21 protein-coding genes are annotated in these 24,143 nt (G+C 61.2%); 4 read left to right on the top strand and 17 right to left on the bottom strand.

What is annotated here, in order from left to right:
• Positions 1-22: 22 nt before the first annotated feature.
• From fdhF to AC1DV9_RS11390, 6 genes are all read right to left on the bottom strand, one after another.
• Entirely contained in the window at positions 23-2,902 is a 2,880-nt protein-coding gene (fdhF, locus tag AC1DV9_RS11415; protein WP_477947856.1) for a formate dehydrogenase subunit alpha, read from the bottom strand.
• 6 nt (positions 2,903-2,908) lie between these two features.
• Complete coding sequence (locus tag AC1DV9_RS11410; protein WP_477947854.1) at positions 2,909-4,465, bottom strand: formate dehydrogenase beta subunit; 1,557 nt, start codon at positions 4,463-4,465, stop codon at positions 2,909-2,911.
• Positions 4,462-4,941 (bottom strand): formate dehydrogenase subunit gamma, encoded by a 480-nt coding sequence (locus AC1DV9_RS11405; RefSeq protein WP_310296252.1) that lies wholly within the window; start codon positions 4,939-4,941, stop codon positions 4,462-4,464. Before AC1DV9_RS11405 ends, AC1DV9_RS11410 begins: the two co-directional genes overlap by 4 nt.
• A gap of 137 nt (positions 4,942-5,078) precedes the next feature.
• Positions 5,079-5,975: a LysR family transcriptional regulator gene (locus AC1DV9_RS11400; protein ID WP_112385753.1), complete on the bottom strand. Its 897-nt coding sequence runs from the start codon at positions 5,973-5,975 to the stop codon at positions 5,079-5,081.
• Positions 5,976-6,041: 66 nt separating this feature from the next.
• A complete protein-coding gene (locus AC1DV9_RS11395; RefSeq protein WP_112385754.1) occupies positions 6,042-6,386 on the bottom strand; it encodes an ArsR/SmtB family transcription factor in 345 nt (114 codons plus the stop codon).
• A 102-nt stretch (positions 6,387-6,488) separates the two neighbouring features.
• Positions 6,489-7,259 (bottom strand): SDR family NAD(P)-dependent oxidoreductase, encoded by a 771-nt coding sequence (locus AC1DV9_RS11390; protein ID WP_477947852.1) that lies wholly within the window; start codon positions 7,257-7,259, stop codon positions 6,489-6,491.
• Between the two features lie 94 nt (positions 7,260-7,353).
• Here AC1DV9_RS11390 and AC1DV9_RS11385 point away from each other — a divergent pair, with 94 nt between their 5' ends.
• Together AC1DV9_RS11385 and glpD are read left to right on the top strand one after the other, a co-directional pair.
• Positions 7,354-8,136 (top strand): DeoR/GlpR family DNA-binding transcription regulator, encoded by a 783-nt coding sequence (locus AC1DV9_RS11385; RefSeq protein WP_112385756.1) that lies wholly within the window; start codon positions 7,354-7,356, stop codon positions 8,134-8,136.
• Between the two features lie 98 nt (positions 8,137-8,234).
• Positions 8,235-9,758: a glycerol-3-phosphate dehydrogenase gene (glpD, locus tag AC1DV9_RS11380; RefSeq protein WP_477947850.1), complete on the top strand. Its 1,524-nt coding sequence runs from the start codon at positions 8,235-8,237 to the stop codon at positions 9,756-9,758.
• 69 nt (positions 9,759-9,827) lie between these two features.
• Here the strand turns inward: glpD and AC1DV9_RS11375 are convergent, their stop codons facing one another.
• The 10 genes from AC1DV9_RS11375 to AC1DV9_RS11330 form a co-directional block, all read right to left on the bottom strand.
• Positions 9,828-10,757, bottom strand: coding sequence for an aldo/keto reductase (locus tag AC1DV9_RS11375; protein WP_477947848.1), 930 nt, complete (start codon positions 10,755-10,757; stop codon positions 9,828-9,830).
• Between the two features lie 199 nt (positions 10,758-10,956).
• Positions 10,957-11,364 carry a F0F1 ATP synthase subunit epsilon gene (locus tag AC1DV9_RS11370; RefSeq protein ID WP_112385759.1) on the bottom strand — a complete coding sequence of 136 codons (408 nt, stop codon included), beginning with the start codon at positions 11,362-11,364 and terminating at the stop codon, positions 10,957-10,959.
• Positions 11,364-11,597 (bottom strand): hypothetical protein, encoded by a 234-nt coding sequence (locus AC1DV9_RS11365; protein WP_112385760.1) that lies wholly within the window; start codon positions 11,595-11,597, stop codon positions 11,364-11,366. The genes AC1DV9_RS11370 and AC1DV9_RS11365 overlap by 1 nt, the downstream gene beginning before the upstream one ends.
• Positions 11,597-13,069 carry a F0F1 ATP synthase subunit beta gene (gene atpD / locus AC1DV9_RS11360; RefSeq protein ID WP_112385761.1) on the bottom strand — a complete coding sequence of 491 codons (1,473 nt, stop codon included), beginning with the start codon at positions 13,067-13,069 and terminating at the stop codon, positions 11,597-11,599. Before atpD ends, AC1DV9_RS11365 begins: the two co-directional genes overlap by 1 nt.
• Positions 13,070-13,092: 23 nt before the next feature.
• Positions 13,093-13,977 (bottom strand): F0F1 ATP synthase subunit gamma, encoded by an 885-nt coding sequence (locus tag AC1DV9_RS11355; RefSeq protein ID WP_112385762.1) that lies wholly within the window; start codon positions 13,975-13,977, stop codon positions 13,093-13,095.
• 26 nt (positions 13,978-14,003) lie between these two features.
• Positions 14,004-15,533 carry a F0F1 ATP synthase subunit alpha gene (gene atpA / locus AC1DV9_RS11350; RefSeq protein WP_112385763.1) on the bottom strand — a complete coding sequence of 510 codons (1,530 nt, stop codon included), beginning with the start codon at positions 15,531-15,533 and terminating at the stop codon, positions 14,004-14,006.
• Positions 15,533-16,099, bottom strand: coding sequence for a F0F1 ATP synthase subunit delta (locus AC1DV9_RS11345; RefSeq protein ID WP_112385764.1), 567 nt, complete (start codon positions 16,097-16,099; stop codon positions 15,533-15,535). The genes atpA and AC1DV9_RS11345 overlap by 1 nt, the downstream gene beginning before the upstream one ends.
• 254 nt (positions 16,100-16,353) lie before the next feature.
• Positions 16,354-16,743, bottom strand: coding sequence for an AGROH133_08824 family phage infection protein (locus tag AC1DV9_RS11340; RefSeq protein WP_112385765.1), 390 nt, complete (start codon positions 16,741-16,743; stop codon positions 16,354-16,356).
• An 82-nt stretch (positions 16,744-16,825) separates the two neighbouring features.
• Entirely contained in the window at positions 16,826-19,042 is a 2,217-nt protein-coding gene (locus AC1DV9_RS11335; protein WP_477947846.1) for a primosomal protein N', read from the bottom strand.
• A gap of 51 nt (positions 19,043-19,093) precedes the next feature.
• Positions 19,094-20,239 (bottom strand): AAA family ATPase, encoded by a 1,146-nt coding sequence (locus AC1DV9_RS11330; RefSeq protein ID WP_477947844.1) that lies wholly within the window; start codon positions 20,237-20,239, stop codon positions 19,094-19,096.
• Between the two features lie 136 nt (positions 20,240-20,375).
• On the opposite strand from AC1DV9_RS11330, the gene AC1DV9_RS11325 reads away from it, so the two are divergent.
• Together AC1DV9_RS11325 and AC1DV9_RS11320 are read left to right on the top strand one after the other, a co-directional pair.
• A complete protein-coding gene (locus tag AC1DV9_RS11325; protein WP_477947842.1) occupies positions 20,376-21,311 on the top strand; it encodes a tyrosine recombinase XerC in 936 nt (311 codons plus the stop codon).
• Between the two features lie 90 nt (positions 21,312-21,401).
• Positions 21,402-22,475, top strand: a complete 1,074-nt coding sequence (locus tag AC1DV9_RS11320; protein WP_477947840.1) for a TraB/GumN family protein — start codon at positions 21,402-21,404, stop codon at positions 22,473-22,475.
• A gap of 222 nt (positions 22,476-22,697) precedes the next feature.
• Here the strand turns inward: AC1DV9_RS11320 and lpdA are convergent, their stop codons facing one another.
• On the bottom strand, positions 22,698-24,104 hold the full coding sequence (gene lpdA / locus AC1DV9_RS11315; RefSeq protein WP_477947838.1) for a dihydrolipoyl dehydrogenase: 1,407 nt from the start codon (positions 24,102-24,104) through the stop codon (positions 22,698-22,700).
• Between the last annotated feature and the right edge of the window lie 39 nt (positions 24,105-24,143).

The raw sequence follows: 24,143 nt of genomic DNA, 5'->3' as shown, positions 1-24,143 counted from the left end.
ATGCGTGTGTGCCGTTCGGACATTACTCCGCGGCCTCCATCTTGCCGGAGATACGGCGGCTCTGGCGGGCCTGCTCGTCATATTCGAGCTGCCACTCGGTCGGCCCGTTGGAGGGCGAAACCTGCACCGCCGTCACCTTGTATTCCGGGCAGTTGGTCGCCCAATCGGAGAAGTCGGTGGTGATGACGTTGGCCTGCGTCGTCGGGTGATGGAAGGTCGTATAGACGACACCCGGCGCCACGCGCTCGGTGATCAGCGACCGGAGCGTCGTGTCGCCAGAGCGGCTCTGCAGCTTGATCCAGTCACCATCGCGGATGCCGCGCTGTTCGGCATCATGCGGATGGATTTCCAGCCGGTCTTCCGCGTGCCAGGCAACGTTCTCGGTGCGGCGCGTCTGCGCTCCCACATTATACTGGCTGAGAATACGGCCGGTGGTGAGCAGCAGCGGAAAGCGCGGGCCGGTGCGTTCGTCGGTCGCGACATATTCCGTGCGGATGAACTTGCCCTTGCCCCGAACGAAGCCATCGACATGCATGATCGGCGATCCCTCGGGATGCTTCTCGTTGCACGGCCACTGAACAGAACCCATCTTTTCCAGATAGTCGTAGGACACCAGCGCGAAGCTCGGCGTCGTCGCGGCAATCTCGTCCATGATCTCGGACGGATGCTTGTAGTTCCAGTTGAGCCCCATCGCCTGGGCGAGCTTCTGCGTCACTTCCCAGTCGGCATAGCCGTTCTTCGGGGTCATTACCTTGCGCACACGGTTGATGCGCCGCTCTGCATTGGTGAAGGTTCCGTCCTTCTCCAGGAAGGTCGATCCCGGCAGGAAGACATGTGCGTAGTTGGCAGTCTCATTGAGGAAGAGATCCTGGACAACGACGCATTCCATCGCCGCAAGACCGGCAGCGACATGCTTGGTGTCGGGGTCCGATTGCAGGATGTCCTCACCCTGGATGTAGAGCCCCTTGAAAGTGCCATCCACAGCCGCATCCAGCATGTTCGGAATGCGCAGGCCCGGCTCGTTGTTGAGCTTTACGCCCCACAGCCTTTCGAAGACATCGCGCGTCGCGTCGTCGGAGATATGGCGATAGCCCGGCAGCTCGTGCGGGAACGATCCCATGTCGCACGAACCTTGCACGTTGTTCTGGCCGCGCAGCGGGTTCACGCCAACGCCTTCGCGGCCGATATTGCCTGTTACCATCGCCAGGTTGGCGATCGCCATGACGGTCGTCGAACCCTGGCTGTGCTCGGTCACGCCGAGGCCGTAATAGATCGCGCCGTTGCCGCCGAGCGCATAGAGCCGGGCTGCGCCGCGCAGATCGGCAGCGGGAACGCCGGTGAACTTCTCGGTCTCCTCGGGGCTGTGCTGTTGCTCCGAAACGACGGCCGCCCAATCCTCGAATTCCGACCAGTCGCAGCGCTCGCGGATGAATCGCTCGTTGAACAGACCTTCGGTGACGATGACATGCGCCAGCGCCGTCATGACGGCAACGTTGGTGCCCGGTCTCAGCGGCAGATGATAGGCCGCCTCGACATGCGGCGTGCGCACCAGATCGATGCGGCGCGGATCGATGACGATCAGCTTGGCACCCTGACGCAGCCGCTTCTTGAGCCGCGAGCCGAAGACCGGATGACCATCGGTCGGGTTCGCACCAATGACGACCACGACGTCGGAATGCTCGACGCTGTCGAAATTCTGCGTACCGGCCGAGGTGCCGAAAGCCTGTCCCAGCCCATAGCCGGTTGGCGAATGGCAGACGCGGGCGCAGGTATCGACATTGTTATTGCCGAAGCCGGCACGGATCAGTTTCTGGACGAGGAACGTTTCCTCATTGGTGCAGCGCGACGACGTGATGCCGCCGACCGCTTCGCGGCCATACTGATACTGGATGCGCTTGAACTCGGAAGCGACATGCGCGTACGCCTCGTCCCAGGTGACTTCCCGCCAGGGATCCGAGACCTTCTCGCGGATCATCGGGTTGAGGATGCGATCCTTGTGGGTCGAATAGCCATAGGCGAAGCGGCCCTTGACGCAGGAATGCCCGCGGTTTGCCTGGCCGTCCTTCCACGGCACCATGCGCACCAGCTCCTCGCCGCGCATTTCCGCCTTGAACGAGCAGCCGACGCCGCAATAGGCGCAGGTGGTGACCGCCGAATGCTCCGGCTGGCCGATTGCAATCACCGACTTCTCGGTCAGCGTCGCCGTCGGGCAGGCCTGCACGCAAGCGCCGCAGGATACGCATTCGGAATCGAGGAAATGCTCGTGCATGCCGGGCGAAACGCGCGATCCGAAGCCACGGCCTTCGATCGTCAGCGCGAAGGTGCCCTGTACCTCTTCGCAGGCCCGCACACAGCGCGAGCAGACGATGCATTTCGACGGGTCATAGGTGAAATACGGGTTCGACTCGTCCTTCGGCATCCATTTCAGATTGATCTCGCCATTGCTGCGCGCCTTGACGTGATTGTCGCCTTCATAGCCATAGCGAACGTCGCGCAGGCCGACGGCACCCGCCATGTCCTGCAATTCGCAATCGCCATTGGCAGCGCAGGTGAGACAGTCGAGCGGGTGGTCGGAGATGTAGAGCTCCATCACCCCGCGGCGGATATCCTTGAGCCGCCCCGTCTGCGTATGAACCACGAGACCCGATGCAACCGGCGTCGTGCAGGAAGCCGGCGTGCCGTTGCGTCCTTCGATCTCGACAAGACAGAGACGGCAGGAACCGAAGGCATCGACCATATCGGTAGCGCAGAGCTTCGGAACCTGGATCCCGGCTTCCATCGACGCACGCATGATCGACGTACCCTCGGGCACGGTGATTTCTCGGCCGTCGATGGTCAGCGTGACCATGGCTTCGGATTTCGAAGCCGGCGTTCCGTAGTCAATTTCATGAACGAGAGACATGGGTCTTTACTCCGCCGCTTCGATAAGGGGTGTTGGAGCGAAATCGTCCGGGAAGTGCGTCATCGCACTCATGACCGGATATGGGGTGAAGCCGCCCAAGGCACAGAGCGAACCGAATTTCATGGTGTTGCATAGATCGGTGAGGAGCGCCCGGTTCTTCTCCGGTTCGATCCCTTGCGCAATCTTGTCCGCCGTCTCAACGCCGCGGGTCGAGCCGATGCGGCAGGGCGTGCATTTGCCGCAACTCTCGACGGCGCAGAATTCCATCGCGAACCGCGCCTGCTTCAGCATGTCGGCACTGTCGTCGAAGACGACGATACCCGCATGGCCGATCAGACCGTCCCTGGCGGCGAAGGCTTCGTAGTCGAACGGCGTATCGAACAGCGCCCGCGGAAAATAAGCCCCAAGGGGACCGCCAACCTGAACCGCCTTGACCGGGCGTTCGCTCGCGGTGCCGCCACCGATCTTGTCGATGATATCGCCGAGCGACAGGCCGAAGGCCGTCTCGTATAGACCGCCATGCTTGACGTTCCCGGCGATCTGTAGCGGGATTGTGCCGCGCGAACGGCCCATGCCGAAATCACGGTAGAAGGCTGCACCCTTGTCGAGAATGACGGGCACCGATGCCAGCGAGATCACATTGTTGATGACGGTCGGAGACGCAAACAGCCCCTTGTGAGCAGGCAGCGGCGGCTTGGCGCGTACGACACCGCGCTTGCCTTCCAGGCTGTTCAGCAGCGCCGTTTCCTCGCCACACACATAGGCACCGGCGCCCATGCGCACTTCGATATCGAAGGCCTTGCCCGAGCCCATGACCGACGGACCGAGCACCCCGGCCTTGCGGGCGATCTCGACCGCCTCTGTCATCGCCGCGATCGCATGCGGATATTCCGAGCGGGTATAGACAAAGCCCTTGGTGGCGCCTGTCGCAAGCCCGGCAATCGCCATCCCCTCGATCAGCACGAAGGGATCGCCTTCCATGATCATCCGGTCGGCAAAGGTACCGCTATCGCCTTCGTCAGCATTGCAGACGATGTATTTGCGCTGACCCGAAGCGTCGAGAACCGTCTTCCACTTGATGCCGGTCGGGAAGCCGGCGCCGCCTCGCCCGCGGAGCCCGGAATCGGTGACTTCCTTGACGATTTCCGCAGGCGCCATCTGAGCGGCACGCTTCAAGCCCGCCAGGCCACCATGCGCCTGATAATCCTCAAGCGACAGAGGATCGATGATACCGCAGCGGGCGAAGGTCAATCGGGTCTGTTCCTTGAGGAATGGGAGGCTTTCGACCTCCCCAAGACAGAGCGCGTGATCGCCGCCGGAGACCAGACCGGCCTCGAATAACCCGGCAACATCCTTTACCTTCACCGGACCATAGCCGATGCGCTTGCCTTCGATCTCGACTTCGACGAGCGGCTCCAGCCACAGCATGCCGCGCGAGCCGTTGCGCACCAGCTTCACGTCGAGACCGCGAGCCGCAATCTGCGCGGCCACCTCCCTCGCAACCTTGTCGGCGCCGAGAGAAAGCGCCGCCGCATCGCGGGGAACGAAAATCTTGACGGTCATCGCCGCACCTCCGCAACGAATTCGGCAACCGTCTCGTCATCGACGCGGCCGTAAAGCTCGCCGTCCAGCATCGCCGCCGGCGCGCAGGCGCAGAGCCCGAGACAGTAGACCGGCTCCAGCGTGACGCTGCCGTCGAGCGACGTCTGATGGAAATCGATACCCAAAAGCGTCTTGACCCGATCAGCCATGGCGTCTCCCCCCATCGACTGACAGGCCTCGGCCCGACAGAGTTTCAGAACATGGCGCCCGGCCGGATGATCCCGGTAGTCATGATAGAAGGTCATCACGCCATGCACTTCGGCGCGCGAAAGGTTCAATTCGTCAGCGATCACAGGAAGCGCTTCCTGCGGCACATAACCGAACTCATCCTGGACTTCATGCAAGATAGGAAGAAGCGGACCTTCGAGAGACCGAAGGCTCGAGACGATCGCGCGCGTACGCGCGGCAATATCGCCGGTGGCGACATGGGCATTCATTTTGGCAGGCCTCCCAGGGCTTCCCGTTTCAGCCGCCACACCAGCCTCCCCCAGCTTGGTATGACATTGTGACAGGAAGTGTCTCAGGGAACATGCAGGCGATCAATAAAGCTGTTCCGTCGATTGATAGGTTTTTCCTATCGAAGATCTTCGCTCTCCGCGAGTATCCTTGCCTCATGCAACAGCGCAGAGACGAGTGGCGTGAACGGCTCGCGATGTGTCGCGACCAGACCGACAAGATGATCGGCCTCCGGCTCGACAATCGGGATCATCCGGATTTCAGCCGGAAAACCGAAGGATTCGGCCACATTCCGCGGCATGATGCTTGCCCAGCGGCCGGTGCGCACGTGAGAAAACAGCACGATCATCGACCCTGACTCCAAAGTCGGATGCGCCGTCGCACCGGCCTCGGCCAGATGCCGATTGATGATCCGGCGGTTCTGCATGTCCGCAGTCAATAGACAAAGCCGAAGATGGCCCACCTCGCGCCACGTCACAGTTTCGCGATCGGAAAGCGGACTGCCGGCAGCGGTAATCAGGTTGTAGCGCTCGGCGTAAAGCGGAACCGTCGTCACCCGCCCGAGCGGTTCATTCTCCAGATAGGTGATCCCGGCATCGATCTCGAGATTTTCGAGCATGCTCAGAACCTGGAGCGAGTTGCGCGACACGATCGAAAACGTCACGTCGGGGTGCCGCTCCTGAAATGGCGTGGTGATCCGCGGCAGCATCGCAAGCGCAGTTGGAATGGAAGCGATCCGGAGATGACCGGAAAGCCCCTTGCGGGCGGTGCGCATCTCCTCGCGCATCGTGCGGGTATCGCCGACGATCCGGCGCGCCCACTCAAGCACACGCTGCCCCTCAGGTGTCAGCCCCTGGAAGCGCGAACCGCGCTGCACCAGCATGACGCCCAGCTGGTCCTCCAGCTGGCGGATCGCCGCCGAGAGCGTCGGCTGTGAAACGCCACATTCCTCGGCCGCGCGGCCGAAATGCTTTTCATTGGCAAGGGCTATGAAGAATTCCAGCTTATCGATCATCCGGTCTCCCGCCGAACTTCCTGTTCAGGCATCTTTGGCCGGAGAACACACGCTTAGCAAGAGCGGCTATCGGGCCGCTGCGGCTCCAGGAAACAGCGCGAAAAGCGAATCCAGGAAGGAGGCGACACTCTCGTTTCCGAGGCTGTAATAGACGAGACGTCCCTCACGACGGGTATTGACCAGACCTTCCATCCGCAGCCGCGCCAGCTGCTGCGAGACCATCGCCTGCTGCACACCGAGCAGCTCTTCGATCTCGCTGACGGTCTTTTCCTCTTCGGCAAGAATGCAGAGAATGAGGAGCCGCGTCTGGTGCGCCATTGCCTTGAGGAGGCTGCTTGCTTCATGAGCTTTCTCAGCAAGCTTCTTCAATTCCTGACCAGCTGTTCCCGGCGCAGTTGTAGGCAAAGGCATTCGGATTCTCTGATGGACGCGTTAGGACGGGCCCAAGCGATAGCATATTCGCACAGTTATACTGCGCAATTTTACTAAAATACCAAAAATAGTCCAAGTAAATCAGCAGATAAGCTGGCCGCCGTTGATTTCCAGGACTTGGCCGGTGATGTAGCCGGAGAGCGAAGGCGCAGCCAAAAACAGATACGCAGGGGCGCAGTCCGCAGCGGTTCCGAGCCGCTGCAGCGGAATGGTTTTGCGCGTCTGCTCCAGCTTTTCGCGCGACGAATAGCGCTCGTGGAAATCCGTCTCGATCGTCCCTGGCGACACGCAATTGACACGGATCGCATCGGGCGCAAGCTCGCGCGCCAACGCCTTGGAATAGGTGGAAACGAAGGCCTTCGAAGCCGAATAGATCGCCGAACCCGGACTGCCGCCGGTCAGCGCCGAAATCGACACGGTATTGACGATCGCCGCGCCGTTGGCGGCACGCAACGCCGGGAGAAGCGCACGCGTCACCTCGACGACGGATGTCTGATTGAGCCGGGTGATCGCTTCATATTCGCTGTCGGTAAGCTCGCCTGCCGGAAACCGGCCGACCATCGTGCCCGCATTGTTGACCAGCACGTGGACGCTGCCGAACGCCTGAAGAACCTGATCCGCAAATTTTGCGGTACCGCCGGAAGCGGTAAAATCGCCAGCGATCAGCACCGCACGGGCGTCCGCTTCCGCAGCCGTCAGGAAGTCTGGCAGCTGCCGTTTGGTGCCCCGGCCGGTATGAACGGCAACGCGCGCACCGCAATCAAGAAATTGCCGGACGACTTCGAGGCCGATGCCGCGGCCCGCGCCGGTGACAACAACATTGCGGTTTTCGAAAAGCTTTGGATCAAACACGCGATGGCCCTCCCGGCGTCGGCTTTCAGTCGCCGATTGCGCAATTTTCGCTTTAACATATGATCGCAAAAAACGAAAGAAAGGGAGGCGCAGCATGTTTCTGTCCGGACGGCAGACCGAGATCCTCGATATCGCCAAGTCCGAGGGCCGCGTGCTGGTAGAAGATCTGGCGGCCCGTTTCTCGGTGACCCCGCAGACCATCCGCAAGGATCTCAACGATCTCTGCGACAGTCGTGTGCTGACCCGCATCCATGGCGGCGCGATCTTTCCGGGTGGCACGGAGAACGTCAAATACGAGGCACGGCGCTCGATCGCCGCCAACGAGAAGACGGCGATCGGCCGGGCAACCGCAGCCCTCATCCCCAACAATGCCTCTCTGTTCATCAATATCGGCACGACGACCGAAGCCGTTGGCGAAGCACTGATCGAGCATCATGAGCTGATGGTCATCACCAATAACATCAACGTCGCCAGCCGTTTGCGGCTCTTCCCCTCGATTGAGGTGGTGATCGCTGGCGGTGTCGTGCGCCATTCCGATGGCGGCATCGTCGGCGAGGCGGCCGTCGATTTCATCCGCCAGTTCAAAGTGGATTATGCCGTCATCGGCGCATCCGCGATCGATCCCGATGGCGCGCTGCTTGATTTCGACTACCGCGAAGTCAAGGTTGCCCAGGCAATCATGGCCAACGCCCGGCACGTGGTCCTGGTCGCCGATTCCACCAAATTCGAACGCACCGCGCCCGTCCGTATTGGCCATCTGTCGCAGGTCCACACCTTTGTCACCGACGAATGCGCCCTGGATTCGCTGCGGCGGATCTGTTCCGAGGGCGGTATCAGCCTGGTTGAGACCAACAGGACGGACGGCGGGAAAGATTAAATCTGCATCGTCGCAAAAGGTTCGTTTGACATTCACTTTCTTTCGTTTTAGCGCTTAACAAATTTCACTTTTAAGCACTAAATCATTGGAGAACGTGTGTGAGCGGGCAGATCTTCGACCTATTCGTGATCGGCGGCGGTATCAACGGCTGCGGGATCGCCCGGGATGCGGCTGGCCGCGGCTATTCGGTAGCGCTGGCCGAGATGAACGACTTTGCCTCCGGCACGTCGTCGGGTGCCACCAAGCTGATCCATGGCGGTCTGCGCTATCTCGAACATTACGAATTCCGCCTGGTGCGTGAATCGCTGATGGAGCGCGAGGTGCTCTGGGCGATGGCGCCGCACATCATCTGGCCGATGCGCTTCGTGCTGCCCTATCACAAGGGCGGCATCCGCCCGGCCTGGCTGATCCGGCTGGGGCTGTTCCTTTATGATCACCTCGGTGGCCGCAAGCTCTTGCCGCCGACGGCAACGCTCGACATGCGAACCGATCCGGCCGGCAAGCCGCTGAAGGCGCTGTTTGCCAAAGCCTTCGAATATTCCGACGGCTGGGTCGACGATGCCCGCATGGTGGTGCTCAATGCCCGCGATGCCAGCGACCGCGGCGCGCTGATCATGCCGCGCACCAAGGTCGTCTCCGCACGGCGCGAGAATGGCCTCTGGACCATCGAGACGGTCGATACGCTGTCGGGCCGGGCTTCGACGCACCAGGCCCGCATGCTGGTCAATGCCGCCGGTCCCTGGGTCGATCATGTGATCCGCGCCGCCTTCGGCGAGAACGAGGCACGGCATGTCCGCCTCGTTCAGGGCAGCCACATCATCGTTCGGAAGAAGTTCGAGGGTCCGAAGGCCTATTTCTTCCAGAACCCCGACAACCGCATCATCTTCGCCATTCCCTATGAGACCGACTTCACGCTGATCGGCACCACCGACCGCGATTACACCGGCGATCCCAAGGATGTCAGAATCTCCGGCGAAGAGACCACCTATCTCTGCAATGCGGCCTCCGAGTATTTCAAGGAGCCGGTGAAGCCCGAGGATATCGTCTGGACCTATTCGGCCGTCCGTCCGCTGTTCGACGATGGTGCCTCGAAGGCGCAGGAAGCGACGCGCGACTATGTGCTGAAGCTCGAAGGGAAAGACGGGACCGAGGCGAATGCCGCGCCGCTGCTCAATGTCTTCGGCGGCAAGCTCACCACCTACCGGCGTCTGTCGGAACATGCGCTGGAAAAGATCGGCGAGGCGATCGGCGTCAAGGGCAGTCCGTGGACGGCAAAGAGCCATCTGCCCGGCGGAGACTTTCCGGTACAGGGCTATGAGGCCGAGGTTGGCAAGCTGAAGGCAGCCTATCCGTTCCTCGCCGACAGCCATGCCCGAAGGCTCATCCGCCGTTATGGCACCAGGGCGAATGCCCTGCTTGGCAAGGCCGCATCCATGGCCGATCTCGGCAGGCATTTCGGATCGGATCTCTACGAGGCCGAGGTGCGCTATCTCATGCAGAACGAATGGGCCTTCACCGCTGAGGATGTCCTCTGGCGGCGCAGCAAGAAGGGGCTCTATCTCAGTAAGGAAGAGGCAGCAGTTCTAGAGAGCTTCCTACAGGCCGAGCGACTCGCCGCCTAAGTGTCTGCAAGGGGGGCAGCGCCGGTCCTCATTGAGCCGGCGCAACCGCTTCCCGTTGGCTTCCACGTTTTACGGCAGTTGATAGCCGGCCGCCTTGAACATTCGGTACCATTCCTCGCGGCTCAGCTCGATGTCAGCTCCGATCGCGCTGTCACGCAGGCGTTGGGGGTTCGTCGTTCCCAGCACCGTCTGAATTTTGGCGGGATGACGCGCGATCCACGCGACAGCAATGGCAGCAGGCGTCGCGCCGTAAGTTTCCGCGAGTTGGTCCAGAACCTTGTTGAGCTCCGGATAGTTCTCGCGGTCGCCCAGGAAGATGCCTTCAAAGAAACCATGCTGGAACGGCGACCACGCCTGCAATGTGATGTTACTGATCCGGCTGTAGTTGACGAGCTCGCCATCCCGGTCGATCGACTGCTCAGATCCGCCCATATTGGCGGCAACGCCGAATGCGATAGACGGCGCGTGGGCAACACTCAGCTGGATCTGATTGGCTATGATCGGTTGGGCAACAGCTGTCTTCAGCAAATCGATCTGGCCTGGCGTATGGTTCGAAACACCGAAATGGCGAACCTTGCCCGATGCATGGAGCTTGTCGAATGCCTCTGCGACCTCTTCCGGCTCCACCAGCGCATCGGGCCGATGCAATAGAAGCACGTCCAGATAGTCGCTCCGCAGGGCCTTGAGGGACCGGTCGACGCTTGCGAGGATATGTTCCTTGGAGAAATCGAAATATCCCGGCCGGATCCCGCATTTGCTTTGAATGACGATCTTGTCCCGTTCGTCGGCTGTGAGGCGAAGAGCGTCACCAAACCGCGCTTCGCAGCGATGGGGCGCGCCGCCATAGATGTCAGCGTGATCGAAAATATTGATGCCGATTTCCCGGGCCGCCGAGTAGAGGGCTTTAATCCCGCTGTCATCCAGCGTGTTGATCCGCATCAGGCCAAGCACGACACTCGATACCGACACGCCCGAGGTCGAAAGCTGAATATTTTTCATGGGAACTCCCTGCAGCAATTGCGAATAGTTGAGGGACCCTATTCGGCGTAGAGGCCAAAATCTAGAGCCGATAGTGGGCCGCCCGCGACCGCCAGATACTCAAGATCCCATGTTCATTGCCAGTGGATCGGCACTCATGTGCCCAAAACGAAAAAAGCGGCCCTGAAGGCCGCTTTCGATCATTTGGGACTATTCCCGATCAGTCCTGTTCGACAACGCCACGCAGATGCGTGAGTTCGAGGATGAACTGCTCGAGCTTGGACTTGTGCTCGTGATGCTCGGCATCATCGAGATCCTTCTGCGCCGCTTCGATACGGCGGGTCAGCTCGTCCTTGTTGATTTCCTCGACCGGAACGGCCGATTCGGCGAGCAGCGTGCAGCCCGTCGGCAGGATGTCGGCGAAGCCGCCGAACACGACGTAGTCCTGCTTGCTGCCGGAGGCCGAGCGAACGCTGACGATGCCGGGCTTGATGGTCGTCATCGTCGGCGCATGGTGGGCCATGACCGTCATCTCGCCCTCGGTTGCCGGAATGACAACTTCCGTCACCATCTCCGACAGGAGCAGACGCTCCGGAGATACGAGTTCAAAATTGAAATTGTCAGCCATCAGTGACTTACCTTCTCGGCCTTTGCATCTTGCAGTTTGGTCCCGCAGAACGGGCAGTGCTGTATCGCCTGATCGAGATAGCCGAGGCCTTCTTCGGCCTGAACCAATCCGACAACCATCATCAGCGCACCGTTATCCGCCCTGTAGACGGTGGGCGCTGCGGGTTCCGGAAGATCTGCCACGACCACCCGAAGGGAGTCGCAGCAGAAAATCTCGTCTTGCGCGTCGCTCATCAAGCGGCTGCGGAGAGCTTCTTGGCCTTTTCGATGGCTTCTTCCATCGAGCCGACCATGTAGAAGGCTGCTTCCGGCATGTCGTCGTAGTCGCCGTTGACCAGGCCCTTGAAGCCCTTGATCGTGTCTTCGAGCGCGACGAGCTTGCCCGGCGAACCGGTGAAGACTTCGGCGACGAAGAACGGCTGGGACAGGAAGCGCTCGATCTTGCGGGCACGGGCAACGGCCAGACGGTCTTCTTCAGACAGTTCGTCCATACCCAGGATGGCGATGATGTCCTGCAGCGACTTGTAGCGCTGCAGCGTCGACTGAACCTTACGAGCCACTTCGTAGTGCTCTTCGCCGACAACCATCGGGTCGAGCATGCGCGACGTGGAGTCGAGCGGGTCAACGGCCGGATAGATGCCCTTTTCAGCGATCGAACGCGACAGAACGGTCGTTGCGTCCAAGTGGGCGAACGAAGTTGCCGGAGCCGGGTCGGTCAAGTCGTCGGCCGGAACGTAAATGGCCTGAACCGAGGTGATCGAACCGGTCGTCGTCGTGGTGATGCGTTCCTGCATCTGACCCATGTCCGTTGCGAGCGTCGGCTGATAACCAACGGCCGAAGGAATACGGCCGAGCAGAGCCGAAACTTCGGAACCTGCCTGCGTGAAGCGGAAGATGTTGTCGACGAAGAACAGAACGTCCTGGCCCTGGTCGCGGAAGTTTTCAGCGACAGTCAGACCGGTCAGAGCGACACGAGCGCGAGCGCCCGGCGGTTCGTTCATCTGGCCGTAAACGAGAGCTGCCTTGGAGCCTTCGCCGCCGCCGTGCTTGTTGACGCCGGACTCGATCATTTCGTGGTAGAGGTCGTTGCCTTCGCGGGTACGTTCACCCACGCCTGCGAACACCGAGTAACCACCGTGCGCCTTGGCGACGTTGTTGATCAGTTCCATGATGAGAACGGTCTTGCCGACGCCTGCGCCGCCGAAGAGGCCGATCTTGCCGCCCTTTGCGTAAGGCGCGAGAAGGTCGACGACCTTGATGCCGGTAACCAGGATCTGCGCTTCCGTCGACTGCTCGACGTAAGACGGTGCATCCTGGTGGATGGCGCGCTTGGAAGCGGTGACCAGCGGACCAGCTTCGTCAACCGGCTCGCCGATGACGTTCATGATACGGCCGAGGGTCTCAGGACCGACCGGAACCGAGATCGGCGCGCCGGTGTCGAAAACTTCCTGGCCGCGAACGAGACCTTCGGACGAGTCCATGGCGATCGTACGCACGACGTTTTCACCGAGGTGCTGCGCGACTTCAAGAACCAAGCGGTTGCCCATGTTCGTGGTTTCGAGCGCGTTCAAAATCGCCGGCAGTTCGCCTTCGAAAGCCACGTCGACGACGGCGCCGATAACCTGTGTGACCTTGCCGACAGAGCCTGTGGCGGTCTTCTTAGCGGCGGTCTTCGCTGCCGCCTTCGGGGTAGCTGCCCTAGCCATTCTAATACCCTCTTTCTCTAACCTCAGAGCGCTTCCGCGCCCGAAATGATTTCAATGAGTTCCTTGGTGATCTGCGCCTGACGCTGACGATTGTAGTTGAGCGTCAGCTTGTTGATCATCTCACCTGCGTTACGTGTCGCGTTGTCCATGGCGCTCATCTTCGCGCCCATCTCGCCAGCTGCGTTTTCAAGCAGCGCGCGGAAGATCTGGACAGAAATGTTGCGCGGAATCAGATCCTCGAGGATCGATGCCGGATCCGGCTCGTATTCATAGACAGCGCCGGCATGGGCAGCATCCTCGGTGACGCCTTCCGGCACCTTCGCGGGGATGATCTGCTGTGCCGTCGGGATCTGGCTGATGACCGACTTGAATTCGGAATAGAACAACGTGCAGACGTCGAACTCACCAGCTTCGAACATCTCGATAATGCGCTTGCCGATCTGGTCCGCATTTTCGAAGCCGACACGCTTGACGTCGCGCAGTTCCTTGCGCTCGGTGATGAGCGAAGAGAATTCGCGGCGCAGGCTGTCGTAGCCCTTCTTGCCAACGGTGAAGATCTTGACGGTCTTGCCCTGAGCAATGAGCTTGCGGGCATGATCACGTGCAAAACGCGAAATCTGCGAGTTGAAACCGCCGCAAAGACCGCGCTCTGCGGTGCAGACGACGAGCAGGTGAACCTGATCCTTGCCTGTACCGGTCATGAGCAACGGTGCACCGTCGGCGTCGGTAACCGCATGGGCGATGTTCGCAAGAACAGCCGCCATGCGCTCCGAGTAAGGCCGGGCGGCCTCGGCCGCCTCCTGCGCACGCCGAAGCTTAGCCGCGGCGACCATTTTCATCGCCTTGGTAATCTTCTGCGTCGCCTTGACGGAGGCGATCCGGTTTTTCAGATCCTTAAGTGAAGGCATCCGTTATCCGTCCTAACTGAGCCCGATCAGGCGAAAGACTTCGAGAACGAGTCGAGAGCAGCAACGAGCTTGCCCTTCGTATCGTCGCTGATGGCCTTTTCCGTGCGGATCGTATCGAGGATCGCCTTACCTTCCGAGCGGAGGTAAGAAAGCAGACCCTGTTCGAACTTGCCGATCTGATTGACGGCAATCTTGTCGAGATAGCCGTTCACGCCAGCGAAGATCACAGCAACCTGCTCTTCGGTCTTCAGCGGCGAGAACTGCGGCTGCTTCAGAAGTTCGGTCAGGCGTGCGCCGCGGTTCAGCAGGCGCTGCGTCGAGGCATCGAGGTCCGAACCGAACTGAGCGAAGGCGGCCATTTCGCGATACTGGGCGAGTTCGCCCTTGATCGAGCCGGCAACCTGCTTCATCGCCTTGATCTGCGCGGCAGAACCGACGCGCGAAACCGACAGACCGACGTTAACAGCCGGGCGGATACCCTGATAGAACAGGTCGGTTTCAAGGAAGATCTGGCCATCGGTGATCGAGATCACGTTGGTCGGAATGAACGCCGAAACGTCGTTACCCTGCGTTTCGATGACCGGCAGAGCGGTCAGCGAACCGGCGCCCTTTTCGTCGCTCATCTTTGCAGCGCGCTCGAGGAGACGCGAGTGAAGGTAGAAAACGTCGCCCGGATAAGCTTCGCGGCCCGGCGGGCGGCGCAGCAGGAGCGACATCTGGCGGTAGGAAACGGCCTGCTTGGAAAGGTCGTCGTAGCCGATGAGAGCGTGCTGACCGTTGTCACGAAAGTATTCGCCCATGGCGCAACCGGCAAACGGTGCCAGGAACTGCATCGGAGCCGGATCGGAAGCCGTCGCAGCAACGATGATCGAGTACTTCAGAGCGCCGCGTTCTTCGAGAACCTTGACGAACTGGGCAACCGTCGAGCGCTTCTGGCCGACAGCGACGTAGACGCAGAACAGCTTTTCGCCTTCCGGACCAGACTCATGAATAGCCTTCTGGTTCAGGATCGCGTCGAGAATGATGGCGGTCTTGCCGGTCTGGCGGTCACCGATGACGAGCTCGCGCTGGCCACGGCCGACCGGGATGAGCGCGTCGATAGCCTTGAGGCCGGTCGACATCGGCTCATGAACCGACTTACGCGGAATGATGCCAGGAGCCTTGACGTCAACACGAGAACGGCGTGTTGCGTTGATCGGGCCCTTGCCGTCGATCGGATTGCCGAGAGCGTCGACAACGCGGCCGAGAAGTTCCGGACCAACCGGAACGTCAACGATGGCACCCGTACGCTTGACGGTGTCGCCTTCCTTGATGTCACGGTCCGAGCCGAAGATAACCACGCCGACATTGTCGGATTCGAGGTTCAGGGCCATACCGCGGATGCCGCCGGGGAACTCGACCATTTCACCGGCCTGAACGTTGTCCAGACCGTAAACGCGAGCAATACCGTCGCCGACAGAGAGAACCTGGCCGACTTCCGAGACTTCAGCTTCTTTGCCGAAGTTTTTGATTTGATCTTTGAGAATTGCGGAAATTTCCGCGGCGCGGATATCCATCAGCCAACCTCTTTCAATGCAAGCTTGAGAGTAGAAAGTTTGGTACGAAGCGACGTATCAATTTGACGGGACCCGACCTTCACGATCAGACCACCAAGAATTGACGGATCAACCGTGACGGCAATCGCCACGTCTTTGCCGGTGGCGCTCTTCAGCGCCGCCTTCAATTCAGTTTCCTGCGCTGCGGTCAGCGCATGGGCCGAGGCAACCTCGGCAGAAATTTCGCCACGCTGACGGGCAGCGATGATGCGGAAGGCCTTGATCATGCCCGGGAGGGCGAACAGGCGGCGGTTACGCGCCACGACCTTCAGGAAGTTACCGACGAAACCGGAAATACCGGCCTTCTCGCTGATGGCGACGATAGCCTTCAGCTGATCGTCAGCCGAGAATACCGGGCTGGCGACGAAACGCTTCAGGTCGTCGCTCTCATCCAGCATCGCCTGGAAACGGTCGAGATCAGCGGTGACGCTCTCGACGGCACCTTCTTCAAGCGCCAGATCGAACAGCGAGGACGCATATCGCTCTGCAACACCAGAAGTAAGCTGGGACGTGTCTGCCACGGGCACAAATTTCCCTGATTTCAATTCAAGAATCCGGCCGTCGGCGGGCGCCTGACCTATGCTCTTGAATTCGTTTTGATTTCCCCCAGAAATCGCAAGAGAAGCCTCTTGCTTCTTCCGAAATTCGGGGTCCGTCTAACATAGGACGCAGGGACTCGCAACACGCGTAACGCCCGAATATGCCTTTCGAATGATTTTCTATCGGCAAAATCGTGAAATGGCGTGGAGGCAGGCGAGCAGGCGGTCCGCTGCCCGGTAATTCAGGTTGTGAGGAAGCCGAAAGAATAGGCCAGCGGAACAGCCGCGAGGATCGCCTGCACAACCAGAAGTAAATAGTTGATAATTGTGCTCCCCTTATCTGAAAGGAGCGAAATGATGCGTGCGAAAAACGCCATGGCGAAGGCGGCGCCGAGCGCCATATAGATGAAGTCCTGCGCCAGCATGATCGCCGCAAGGCCGAATCCGAGATAGAATCCGCCGACCGACCTCTGCTCCGCATAGCCGTCCCGCCGCTCGCCGCGCGGCGCAAGCCCAAAAAGCTTCATCGCATAACCGGGCGCGAACATCATGACGAAACCGGCAGCCGCCGTGAATGCCGCGCAGCAGAATGCCAGCTGCTCGCCAAAGGTTTCCGGAAAATAGAACTCCATGAATCGACCCCAAATCATGCCGCGTTTGGCAGTCCTTATGGCATGATTGCAGGCGGTGGAAAACGGCCAGCAGGCGCTGTTTTTAAAGGAAGCTCTGCGGATCGACGTCGAGCTGCACCTGAATGGAGCCGCGTTCTTTTGGCGCCTGCGACAGCATGGTCTTCAGAAAGGCCTGCATATCGGAATTGCGCCGCCCGTGGACGAGCAGCCGGAAGCGATGGCGGCCTCGAACGATGGCAAGCGGCGCCTCGGCCGGCCCTAGCACGGAAATGCCCGAGACCTGCGGCGCAGAACCGCGGATGCCGCGCGCATGGGCCTCCGCGTCCTGGCGGGTCTCCGCCGAAACGATGATCGAGGCAAGACGGCCGAACGGCGGGAGAATCGCGCGCTCGCGCTCGGTGATCTCGCGCTCGTAGAAGGCACCCGCATCGCCCGAGACGATCGCCTGCATGACGGGATGCTGCGGCTGATAGGTCTGCAACAGACCGTGGCTCTTGAGGCCGGTTCGCCCGGCGCGGCCGGTGACCTGCGACAGCAGCTGGAAGGTTCGCTCCGCCGCACGCGGATCGCCATTCGCCAGCCCGAGATCGGCATCGACGATACCAACCAGCGTCATCAGCGGGAAGTTATGCCCCTTGGCGACGAGCTGCGTTCCGATGACGATATCGGCCTCACCCTTGGCGATCGCATCAAGCTCCAGCCGCAGCCGCTTCACACCGCCGGTGATATCGGAAGAGAGCACGATGGTGCGCGCGTCGGGAAAATGCCGCTCGACTTCCTCGGCAATCCGCTCCACCCCGGGGCCACAGGCGACGAGATGATCGAGCGTGCCGCATTCCGGGCATGCCTCAGGCGTGCGCTCGGTATGGCCGCATTGATGGCATTGCAGCTGGCTTCGGAAGCGGTGCTCCACGAGCCAGCTTGAACATTGCGGGCATTGGAAGCGGTGACCGCAGACACGGCAGAGCGTCAGCGGTGCATAGCCACGTCGGTTGAGAAAGAGCAGCGCCTGCTCCTTCTTCTCCACCGTCTTGCCGATCGCCCGGATCAGCACCGGCGACAGGAAGCCGCCGCGCTCCGGCGCGTGACGCCGCATATCGACAAGGTGAAGATCAGGCATCGCCGCATCGCCGAAGCGCGTCGGCAGATGGATCGTCGTGTAGCGGCCGCTCTGGCCATTGACCTGGCTCTCCACCGATGGCGTGGCCGAAACCAGCACGACTGGAAAATCACCGATACGGCCGCGCACCACGGCCATGTCGCGCGCATTGTAGTAGACCCTGTCTTCCTGCTTGTAAGCCGGGTCATGCTCCTCATCGACGATGATGAGACCGAGATCCTCGAAGGGCAGGAACAGCGCCGAGCGCGCACCGGCAACGACGCGCACCTCGCCGGTCACCGCCTGCCGCCAGACCTTTTCTCGCATGCGCGGCGCGAGGTCCGAATGCCATTCGGCGGGCTTGGCCCCGAAGCGATCCTGAAAGCGTTCGAGGAAGCTCGCCGTCAGCGCGATCTCTGGCAGCAGGATCAGCACCTGCTTGCCACGCCTGAGCGTCTCGGCGATCGCCTCGAAATAGACTTCGGTCTTGCCGGACCCCGTTACCCCATCGATCAGCGACACCGCGAAGGCGCCGTTGCGCACCTCGGCCAGAATATCGTCGGCGGCTTCCTTCTGCGGTCCAGCGAGCCGCGACGGCGAAAAATCCGGATCGGGCTTCGCGACAACCGGCGGCGGCGGCAGAAAGATTGTTTCGAAAATCCCCTGGCTGATCAGGCCATCCACAACGCTAGTGGAAACACCCGCGGCATGGGCAAGCCCCGTCCGCGTCCACGAAACGCCATCGGAAGCCGTATCGAGCACGCGGGCACGTGCTGGCGTCATCCGCTCCGGTTCGCCGCCGACGAAGCGCAGGCCTTCCACCATCGGCTCCGGTTCGAAAGCATTCGGTGCGCGCAATGCCATGCGCGCCACGAGACCGGGCGGCGAGAGCGTATAGGCAGCGACCCAATCGATGAAATCGCGCATCTCCTTGGTCAGCGGCGGGCAATCGAAGACATGGGTGATCGGCCGCAGCTTCCTCGGATCGACGCCATCTTCGCCGCCATCCCAGACGACGCCGATCACCTGCCGCGGCCCAAGCGGCACCTGGACGACAGAACCGGGCTCGACCGCCATGCCCTCAGGCACGGCGTAGGAGTAGGGCCGCGGTGCAGGCAGCGGAACGAGCACCGGAACCGTGCGGGTTGCCGGTGGTGTCTCGAACAATGCGCCAAAGAGATCGGACGAATCTGTGCTCATCGCGGCAGACCATGCCCGCAACGCAACAGAAAGGAAACCCGCTGAAAACGGCTAGTCGTCGTCATCGTCACCAGCAATCGTGCCCGTCAGCCGCATGCCTTCGATCCATGTCGCGCCATTCTCACGGATCACCTTGCGCGGACGAACGCCGCATCGCTCACGCACCGCTTCCGCCAGCTTTTCGGAATGCGTCACGATCCAGACCTGACTGCTCTTCGAAGCCTCGGCAATCATGTCGGCAAGCGGCAACAGCATATCGGGATGCAGGCTCGCCTCGGGTTCGTTGAGCGCGATCAATGGCGGCAGCCGATAGGAAAGAAGTGCAGCCGCAAGACCGAGAAAACGAATCTGTCCATCCGAAAGCTCGCGGGGCTGAAACAGCCGATGCGGAAAATCGGGCAGAACAAGGCCAAACTCTGCCGTCTCTCCCGGATCAGGAACAACGAGCTTCGCCCCGCCGAGCGCCGATGCCAGAATACGGTCGAGCTCCACCGTATCCTGCCTTGTATGGACAAGCGTTGCGAACACAGCGGCCAGATTGGCACCATCCTCATCCAGCATCGGACCGGTGACGGCGAGGCAGGGGTGACGCAGAGGCGACGCCCGATCGGTGCGGAAGCCATGGAAAAAGCGCCAGTTGCTAACAATCCGCCGGAAGGCCGCGACCTCCGGAAAATGCCCGGCGTCACCGAGCAGCGCGATCGCCGTTTCCGAGGTCAGCGCCTCATCCGGATAGTTCTCCATCCGGCCGTCGCCGCCGCGCACCGAAATGGCGGGCCCGTCACGTTTCATCATCACCACCGCCCGGCGCCCGGTCTCGACCGAAAGCTCCTCGGCCTTCACCTGTGGCTCAAGCGCAAAGCCGGCCGCAGCGCTCGGAGGCCGGAGCCCGGCTTCGACATGGTAGCGGAACGTGATCGCCCGCTCCTCGTCGACGATCTCGACTTCGAGCCTGATACGCGCCGGTCCCTCGGATTGGCGCCGCGTCCCCGACCAGAGCGCCGAGAGCATCCCGCCTTCCGCTGCAAGCTCGTGCGCCAATCGTCCCCGCACCGCCGCCTGTACCAGCTGCAGCGCGCGGTAGAGATTGGATTTACCCGCACCGTTTTCGCCAAGGAACAGCGTCGTATCCGCCAGATCCATGCGGATCGAACGCAGCGAACGGTAATTCTGGGCAAACATCGAGCGAAGGCGCATGACATCGCTTTAACGCAAAGCGACGTCAAAAAGAATGGGCGGGACGCGGCTCCTGATTTGGCTTGGCTGATCTTAGCGATTCCATAATGTCCCTCGGTCAAGATCGGCAGCGAACACCAAAATCAAGGCCGCCGCCGTGAACGAACTTCTGATTATTGCCGATCCGCGGCTGATGGCCGAACGTAGCGCCTGGCTTATGAGCCTCGCGAACGAACGCCGCCTTTCGGCCCACACGCTGGATGCATACGAACGCGACAGCCGTCAGTTTCTGACCTTCCTCACCGGCCATCTTGGCGGCCCCACGACGCTGAAGGATATCCAGGCGTTGCGCCCCGCCGATTTCCGCGCCTTCCTGGCTGCCCGCCGCAAGGAAGGTTCCGGCGCCCGCTCGCTCGGCCGCAATCTCGCAGGCTTGCGCTCGCTGCTTCGCTATCTCGAAAAGAAGGGCCTGGTGAACGCTGCCGGTGCCAGCGCGGTGCGCTCACCCAAACAGCCGAAATCGCTGCCGAAGCCGCTTTCAGATCGACAGGCCGTCACCGTCGTCAGCGGCGAGGCGCAGATGCACGACGAGCCCTGGATCGCCGCCCGCGACGCCGCGGTCATGACACTGCTTTACGGCTGCGGCCTACGCATCTCCGAAGCGCTCGATCTGACACCCGGAGATTTCCACGCCGGCGCAACGTCACTGCGCATCACCGGTAAAGGCAACAAGACACGCCTGGTCCCCCTGCTTGCCATCGTCGGGGAGGCGATCGGTAGATACCGCGCGCTCTGCCCGTTTCATCTTGAGGCAACCGAGCCGCTCTTCCGCGGCGCCCGCGGCGGCAAGCTGCAGCCGGCGATCATCCAGCGCACGATGCAGACGATGCGCAGCGCCTTCGGCCTGCCGGAGACGGCAACGCCGCATGCGCTGCGTCACTCCTTCGCAACGCATCTCCTGGCAGGCGGCGGCGATCTGCGCACCATCCAGGAACTCCTCGGCCACGCCAGCCTTTCCACCACCCAGGTCTATACCGGCGTCGATTCGGCCCGGTTGCTCGAAGTCTATGACCGTGCCCACCCAAGGGCGTAATCATTCGTTAACGCATTCCCTTAAAGGAATATGCGCGAAGGCGGCGTAGAGCATGAGACTGATCAAGCACCGCGAGCGGAACCACCAATCATGACGATTTCCATCGGCCATCGCAGACTGCAGATCGCGCAGCCGGGCAACATCCTGCTCTGGCTGATCGCGGCCTTCCACATGCTGCTGGCCGCAGCGCTGCTGGCCGTTCTCTTCTCCGTTTCGCCCGCTGCCGCTGCCGATGACAGCTGCTCCGGCAAGGATCTGATGGCCGAGCTGAAGCAGAGCGACCCGGCCCGCTACGCCGAAGTCGTCAAGGAAGCCGATGCTGTTCCGAACGGCAAGGGCATCTTCTGGAAGATCGAGAAGCCCGGCTTGAAACCCTCCTGGCTACTCGGCAGCATGCACGTCACCGATCCCCGCGTCCTGAGCCTTCCTGCCTACGCCCAGGCAGCGCATGACAGCGCTGATACGATCGTCATCGAATCCGACGAAATCCTCGACGAGAAGAAGGCCGCCGCCGCCCTCCTCGCCCGCCCTGATCTCACCATGTTCACCGATGGCACCACCATCGACAAGCTTCTGTCGCCCGAAGACTATGCCCGTCTCGACGCCGGCCTGAAGCAGCGCGGCATTCCGCTTTCAGCCGTATCGCGCATGCGCCCGTGGATGATCGCCAGCGCCGTGGCGCTCCCCGCCTGCGAAATCGCCCGCAAGGCCAAGGGCGTACAGTTCCTCGACCAGAAGATCGCCGCCGACGCCATCAAGCAGGGCAAGCAGGTCAAGGGCCTCGAAACCCTTGCCGAACAGCTGCAGGCGATGGCCGAGCTGCCGATGGAATTCCACCTGAAATCACTGATCGAAACGCTGGAACTCGGCCCGAAGATGAACGACGTGGTCGAAACCATGACCGACCTCTATCTCTCGGGCGATGTCGGCATGACTATCCCGATGCTGAAGACCGTATCTCCCGAAGAGGGTGGCGACGGCGACTACGCCGCCTTCGAACAGCGCATCATCCTCGACCGCAACAAGGTGATGGCCGACCGCGCCGCACCGATCCTCGCCAACGGCAACGTATTCATGGCCGTCGGCGCCCTGCACCTGCCGGGCGATCAGGGCGTGATCGAACTGCTGCGTAAGCAGGGCTTTACGGTTACCGCGGTGAATTGAAGACCTAGGTCTTCGCGCGCCCCACAAACGCCCTCATCCCTGTGCTTGTCACAGGGATCCAGCCGGCCCAAGTCCTTGGGTCGAAGAGAGTCCTTTCACCGCGCAGACGCGCGGTGGCTAGATTCCTGTGACAAGCACAGGAATGAGGGAGTTTATGGGTCGCGCGAACAAAAAAGCCGCAGCCCTCTCGGACCGCGGCTTTCTGGTAAGCAATGACCAATCTTACATATGGATCGGCTTGAAAAACGCCGCCAGCGCCGCTTCCTTCACGGCTTCCGACATGGTCGGATGCGCGTGGCAGGTGCGGCCGAGGTCTTCCGCGGAGCCGCCGAATTCCATCAGAACGGCGATTTCGTGGATCATTTCACCGGCGCCGAAGCCGACGATGTGACCGCCGAGGACGCGGTCGGTTTCCTTGTCGGACAGGATCTTCACGAAACCGTCGGTCGCCAGCATCGCGCGGGCGCGTCCGTTGGCGGTGAACGGGAACTTGCCGGTCTTGTAGGCGATGCCTGCAGCCTTCAGCTCTTCCTCGGTCTTGCCGACGGAGGCGACTTCAGGCTGGGTGTAGACGACGCTCGGGATGACATCGTAATTCACATGGCCATGCTGGCCGGCGAGGATTTCGGCCAGTGCGACGCCCTCGTCTTCAGCCTTGTGTGCCAGCATCGGACCCTTAACCACGTCGCCGATCGCGTAGATGCCTTCGACATTGGTCTTGAAGTGGCCATCGATTTCGACGCGGCCGCGGTTATCGAGCTTGACGCCGGCTTCTTCGAGGCCGAGGCCAGCCGTGTAGGGAATGCGGCCGGTCGAGATCAGCACCACGTCGGCTTCGACGGTCTGCGCATCGCCACCCTTGACCGGCTCGAACGTGACCTTCGCGCCCTTGCCACCCTTCTCGACGCCGGTAACCTTGGCGCTGAGATTGATATCGATGCCCTGCTTGCCGAGCATGCGCTGGAACTGCTTGGAAACATCACCGTCCATCGCGCCGAGGATCTTGTCGAGATATTCGATGACGGTGACCTTGGCGCCGAGGCGCGACCAGACCGAGCCGAGCTCGAGGCCGATGACACCGCCACCGACGACGATCATGGTCTCCGGAACCTTCTCTAGCGCGATCGCACCCGTCGAGGAGACGATGATCTTCTCATCGATATCGACCTTGACGCCGGGAATGCCGGCAACGTCGGAGCCGGTGGCGATGACGATGTTCTTGGCTTCGAGTTCCTGCACCTTGCCGTCTTCGGCGGTGACGGAAACCTTGCCTGCCGAGACGATCTTGCCGGTGCCCTGGAAGGCATCGATCTTGTTCTTCTTGAACAGGAAGGCGACGCCATCGACATTCGACTTCACCGTCGCATCCTTATGCGCCAGCATCTTCTCAAGATTGAGCTTCGGCGCCGCAACCTCGATGCCGAGCGCGTCCATGCCGTGGGCGGCCTGATGGAACATCTCGGAGGCATGCAGCAGCGCCTTGGAGGGGATGCAGCCGACGTTGAGGCAGGTGCCGCCATAGGTCGCGCGCTTTTCGACGACCGCAACCTTCAGGCCGAGCTGAGCCGCCTTGATTGCCGCGACATAACCGCCAGGGCCGGTTCCGATAACGATCACATCGTAAGCCATTGTTCTTTTCCTTTTATTCGTTGGTCAGGAAATGGAAGC

It is taken from the genome of Rhizobium sp. 01L410, from assembly GCF_056400165.1.
The sequence above is the reverse complement of the archived record's forward strand: the minus strand, read 5'-3'. Positions and strand labels throughout refer to the sequence as shown.

What these genes read in the sequence shown, in the direction of transcription:
- AC1DV9_RS11395 (WP_112385754.1), bottom strand. Translation starts at nt 6,386, where the DNA reads ATGCCTTTGCCTACAACTGCGCCGGGAACAGCTGGTCAGGAATTGAAG.
- AC1DV9_RS11375 (WP_477947848.1), bottom strand. Translation starts at nt 10,757, where the DNA reads ATGAAAAATATTCAGCTTTCGACCTCGGGCGTGTCGGTATCGAGTGTC.
- lpdA (WP_477947838.1), bottom strand. Translation starts at nt 24,104, where the DNA reads ATGGCTTACGATGTGATCGTTATCGGAACCGGCCCTGGCGGTTATGTC.
- fdhF (WP_477947856.1), bottom strand. Translation starts at nt 2,902, where the DNA reads ATGTCTCTCGTTCATGAAATTGACTACGGAACGCCGGCTTCGAAATCC.
- AC1DV9_RS11330 (WP_477947844.1), bottom strand. Translation starts at nt 20,239, where the DNA reads ATGCGCCTTCGCTCGATGTTTGCCCAGAATTACCGTTCGCTGCGTTCG.
- AC1DV9_RS11405 (WP_310296252.1), bottom strand. Translation starts at nt 4,941, where the DNA reads ATGAATGCCCATGTCGCCACCGGCGATATTGCCGCGCGTACGCGCGCG.
- AC1DV9_RS11320 (WP_477947840.1), top strand. Translation starts at nt 21,402, where the DNA reads ATGACGATTTCCATCGGCCATCGCAGACTGCAGATCGCGCAGCCGGGC.
- atpA (WP_112385763.1), bottom strand. Translation starts at nt 15,533, where the DNA reads ATGGATATCCGCGCCGCGGAAATTTCCGCAATTCTCAAAGATCAAATC.
- AC1DV9_RS11400 (WP_112385753.1), bottom strand. Translation starts at nt 5,975, where the DNA reads ATGATCGATAAGCTGGAATTCTTCATAGCCCTTGCCAATGAAAAGCAT.
- AC1DV9_RS11370 (WP_112385759.1), bottom strand. Translation starts at nt 11,364, where the DNA reads ATGGCTGACAATTTCAATTTTGAACTCGTATCTCCGGAGCGTCTGCTC.
- atpD (WP_112385761.1), bottom strand. Translation starts at nt 13,069, where the DNA reads ATGGCTAGGGCAGCTACCCCGAAGGCGGCAGCGAAGACCGCCGCTAAG.
- AC1DV9_RS11385 (WP_112385756.1), top strand. Translation starts at nt 7,354, where the DNA reads ATGTTTCTGTCCGGACGGCAGACCGAGATCCTCGATATCGCCAAGTCC.
- AC1DV9_RS11410 (WP_477947854.1), bottom strand. Translation starts at nt 4,465, where the DNA reads ATGACCGTCAAGATTTTCGTTCCCCGCGATGCGGCGGCGCTTTCTCTC.
- AC1DV9_RS11335 (WP_477947846.1), bottom strand. Translation starts at nt 19,042, where the DNA reads ATGAGCACAGATTCGTCCGATCTCTTTGGCGCATTGTTCGAGACACCA.
- AC1DV9_RS11340 (WP_112385765.1), bottom strand. Translation starts at nt 16,743, where the DNA reads ATGGAGTTCTATTTTCCGGAAACCTTTGGCGAGCAGCTGGCATTCTGC.
- AC1DV9_RS11355 (WP_112385762.1), bottom strand. Translation starts at nt 13,977, where the DNA reads ATGCCTTCACTTAAGGATCTGAAAAACCGGATCGCCTCCGTCAAGGCG.
- AC1DV9_RS11365 (WP_112385760.1), bottom strand. Translation starts at nt 11,597, where the DNA reads ATGAGCGACGCGCAAGACGAGATTTTCTGCTGCGACTCCCTTCGGGTG.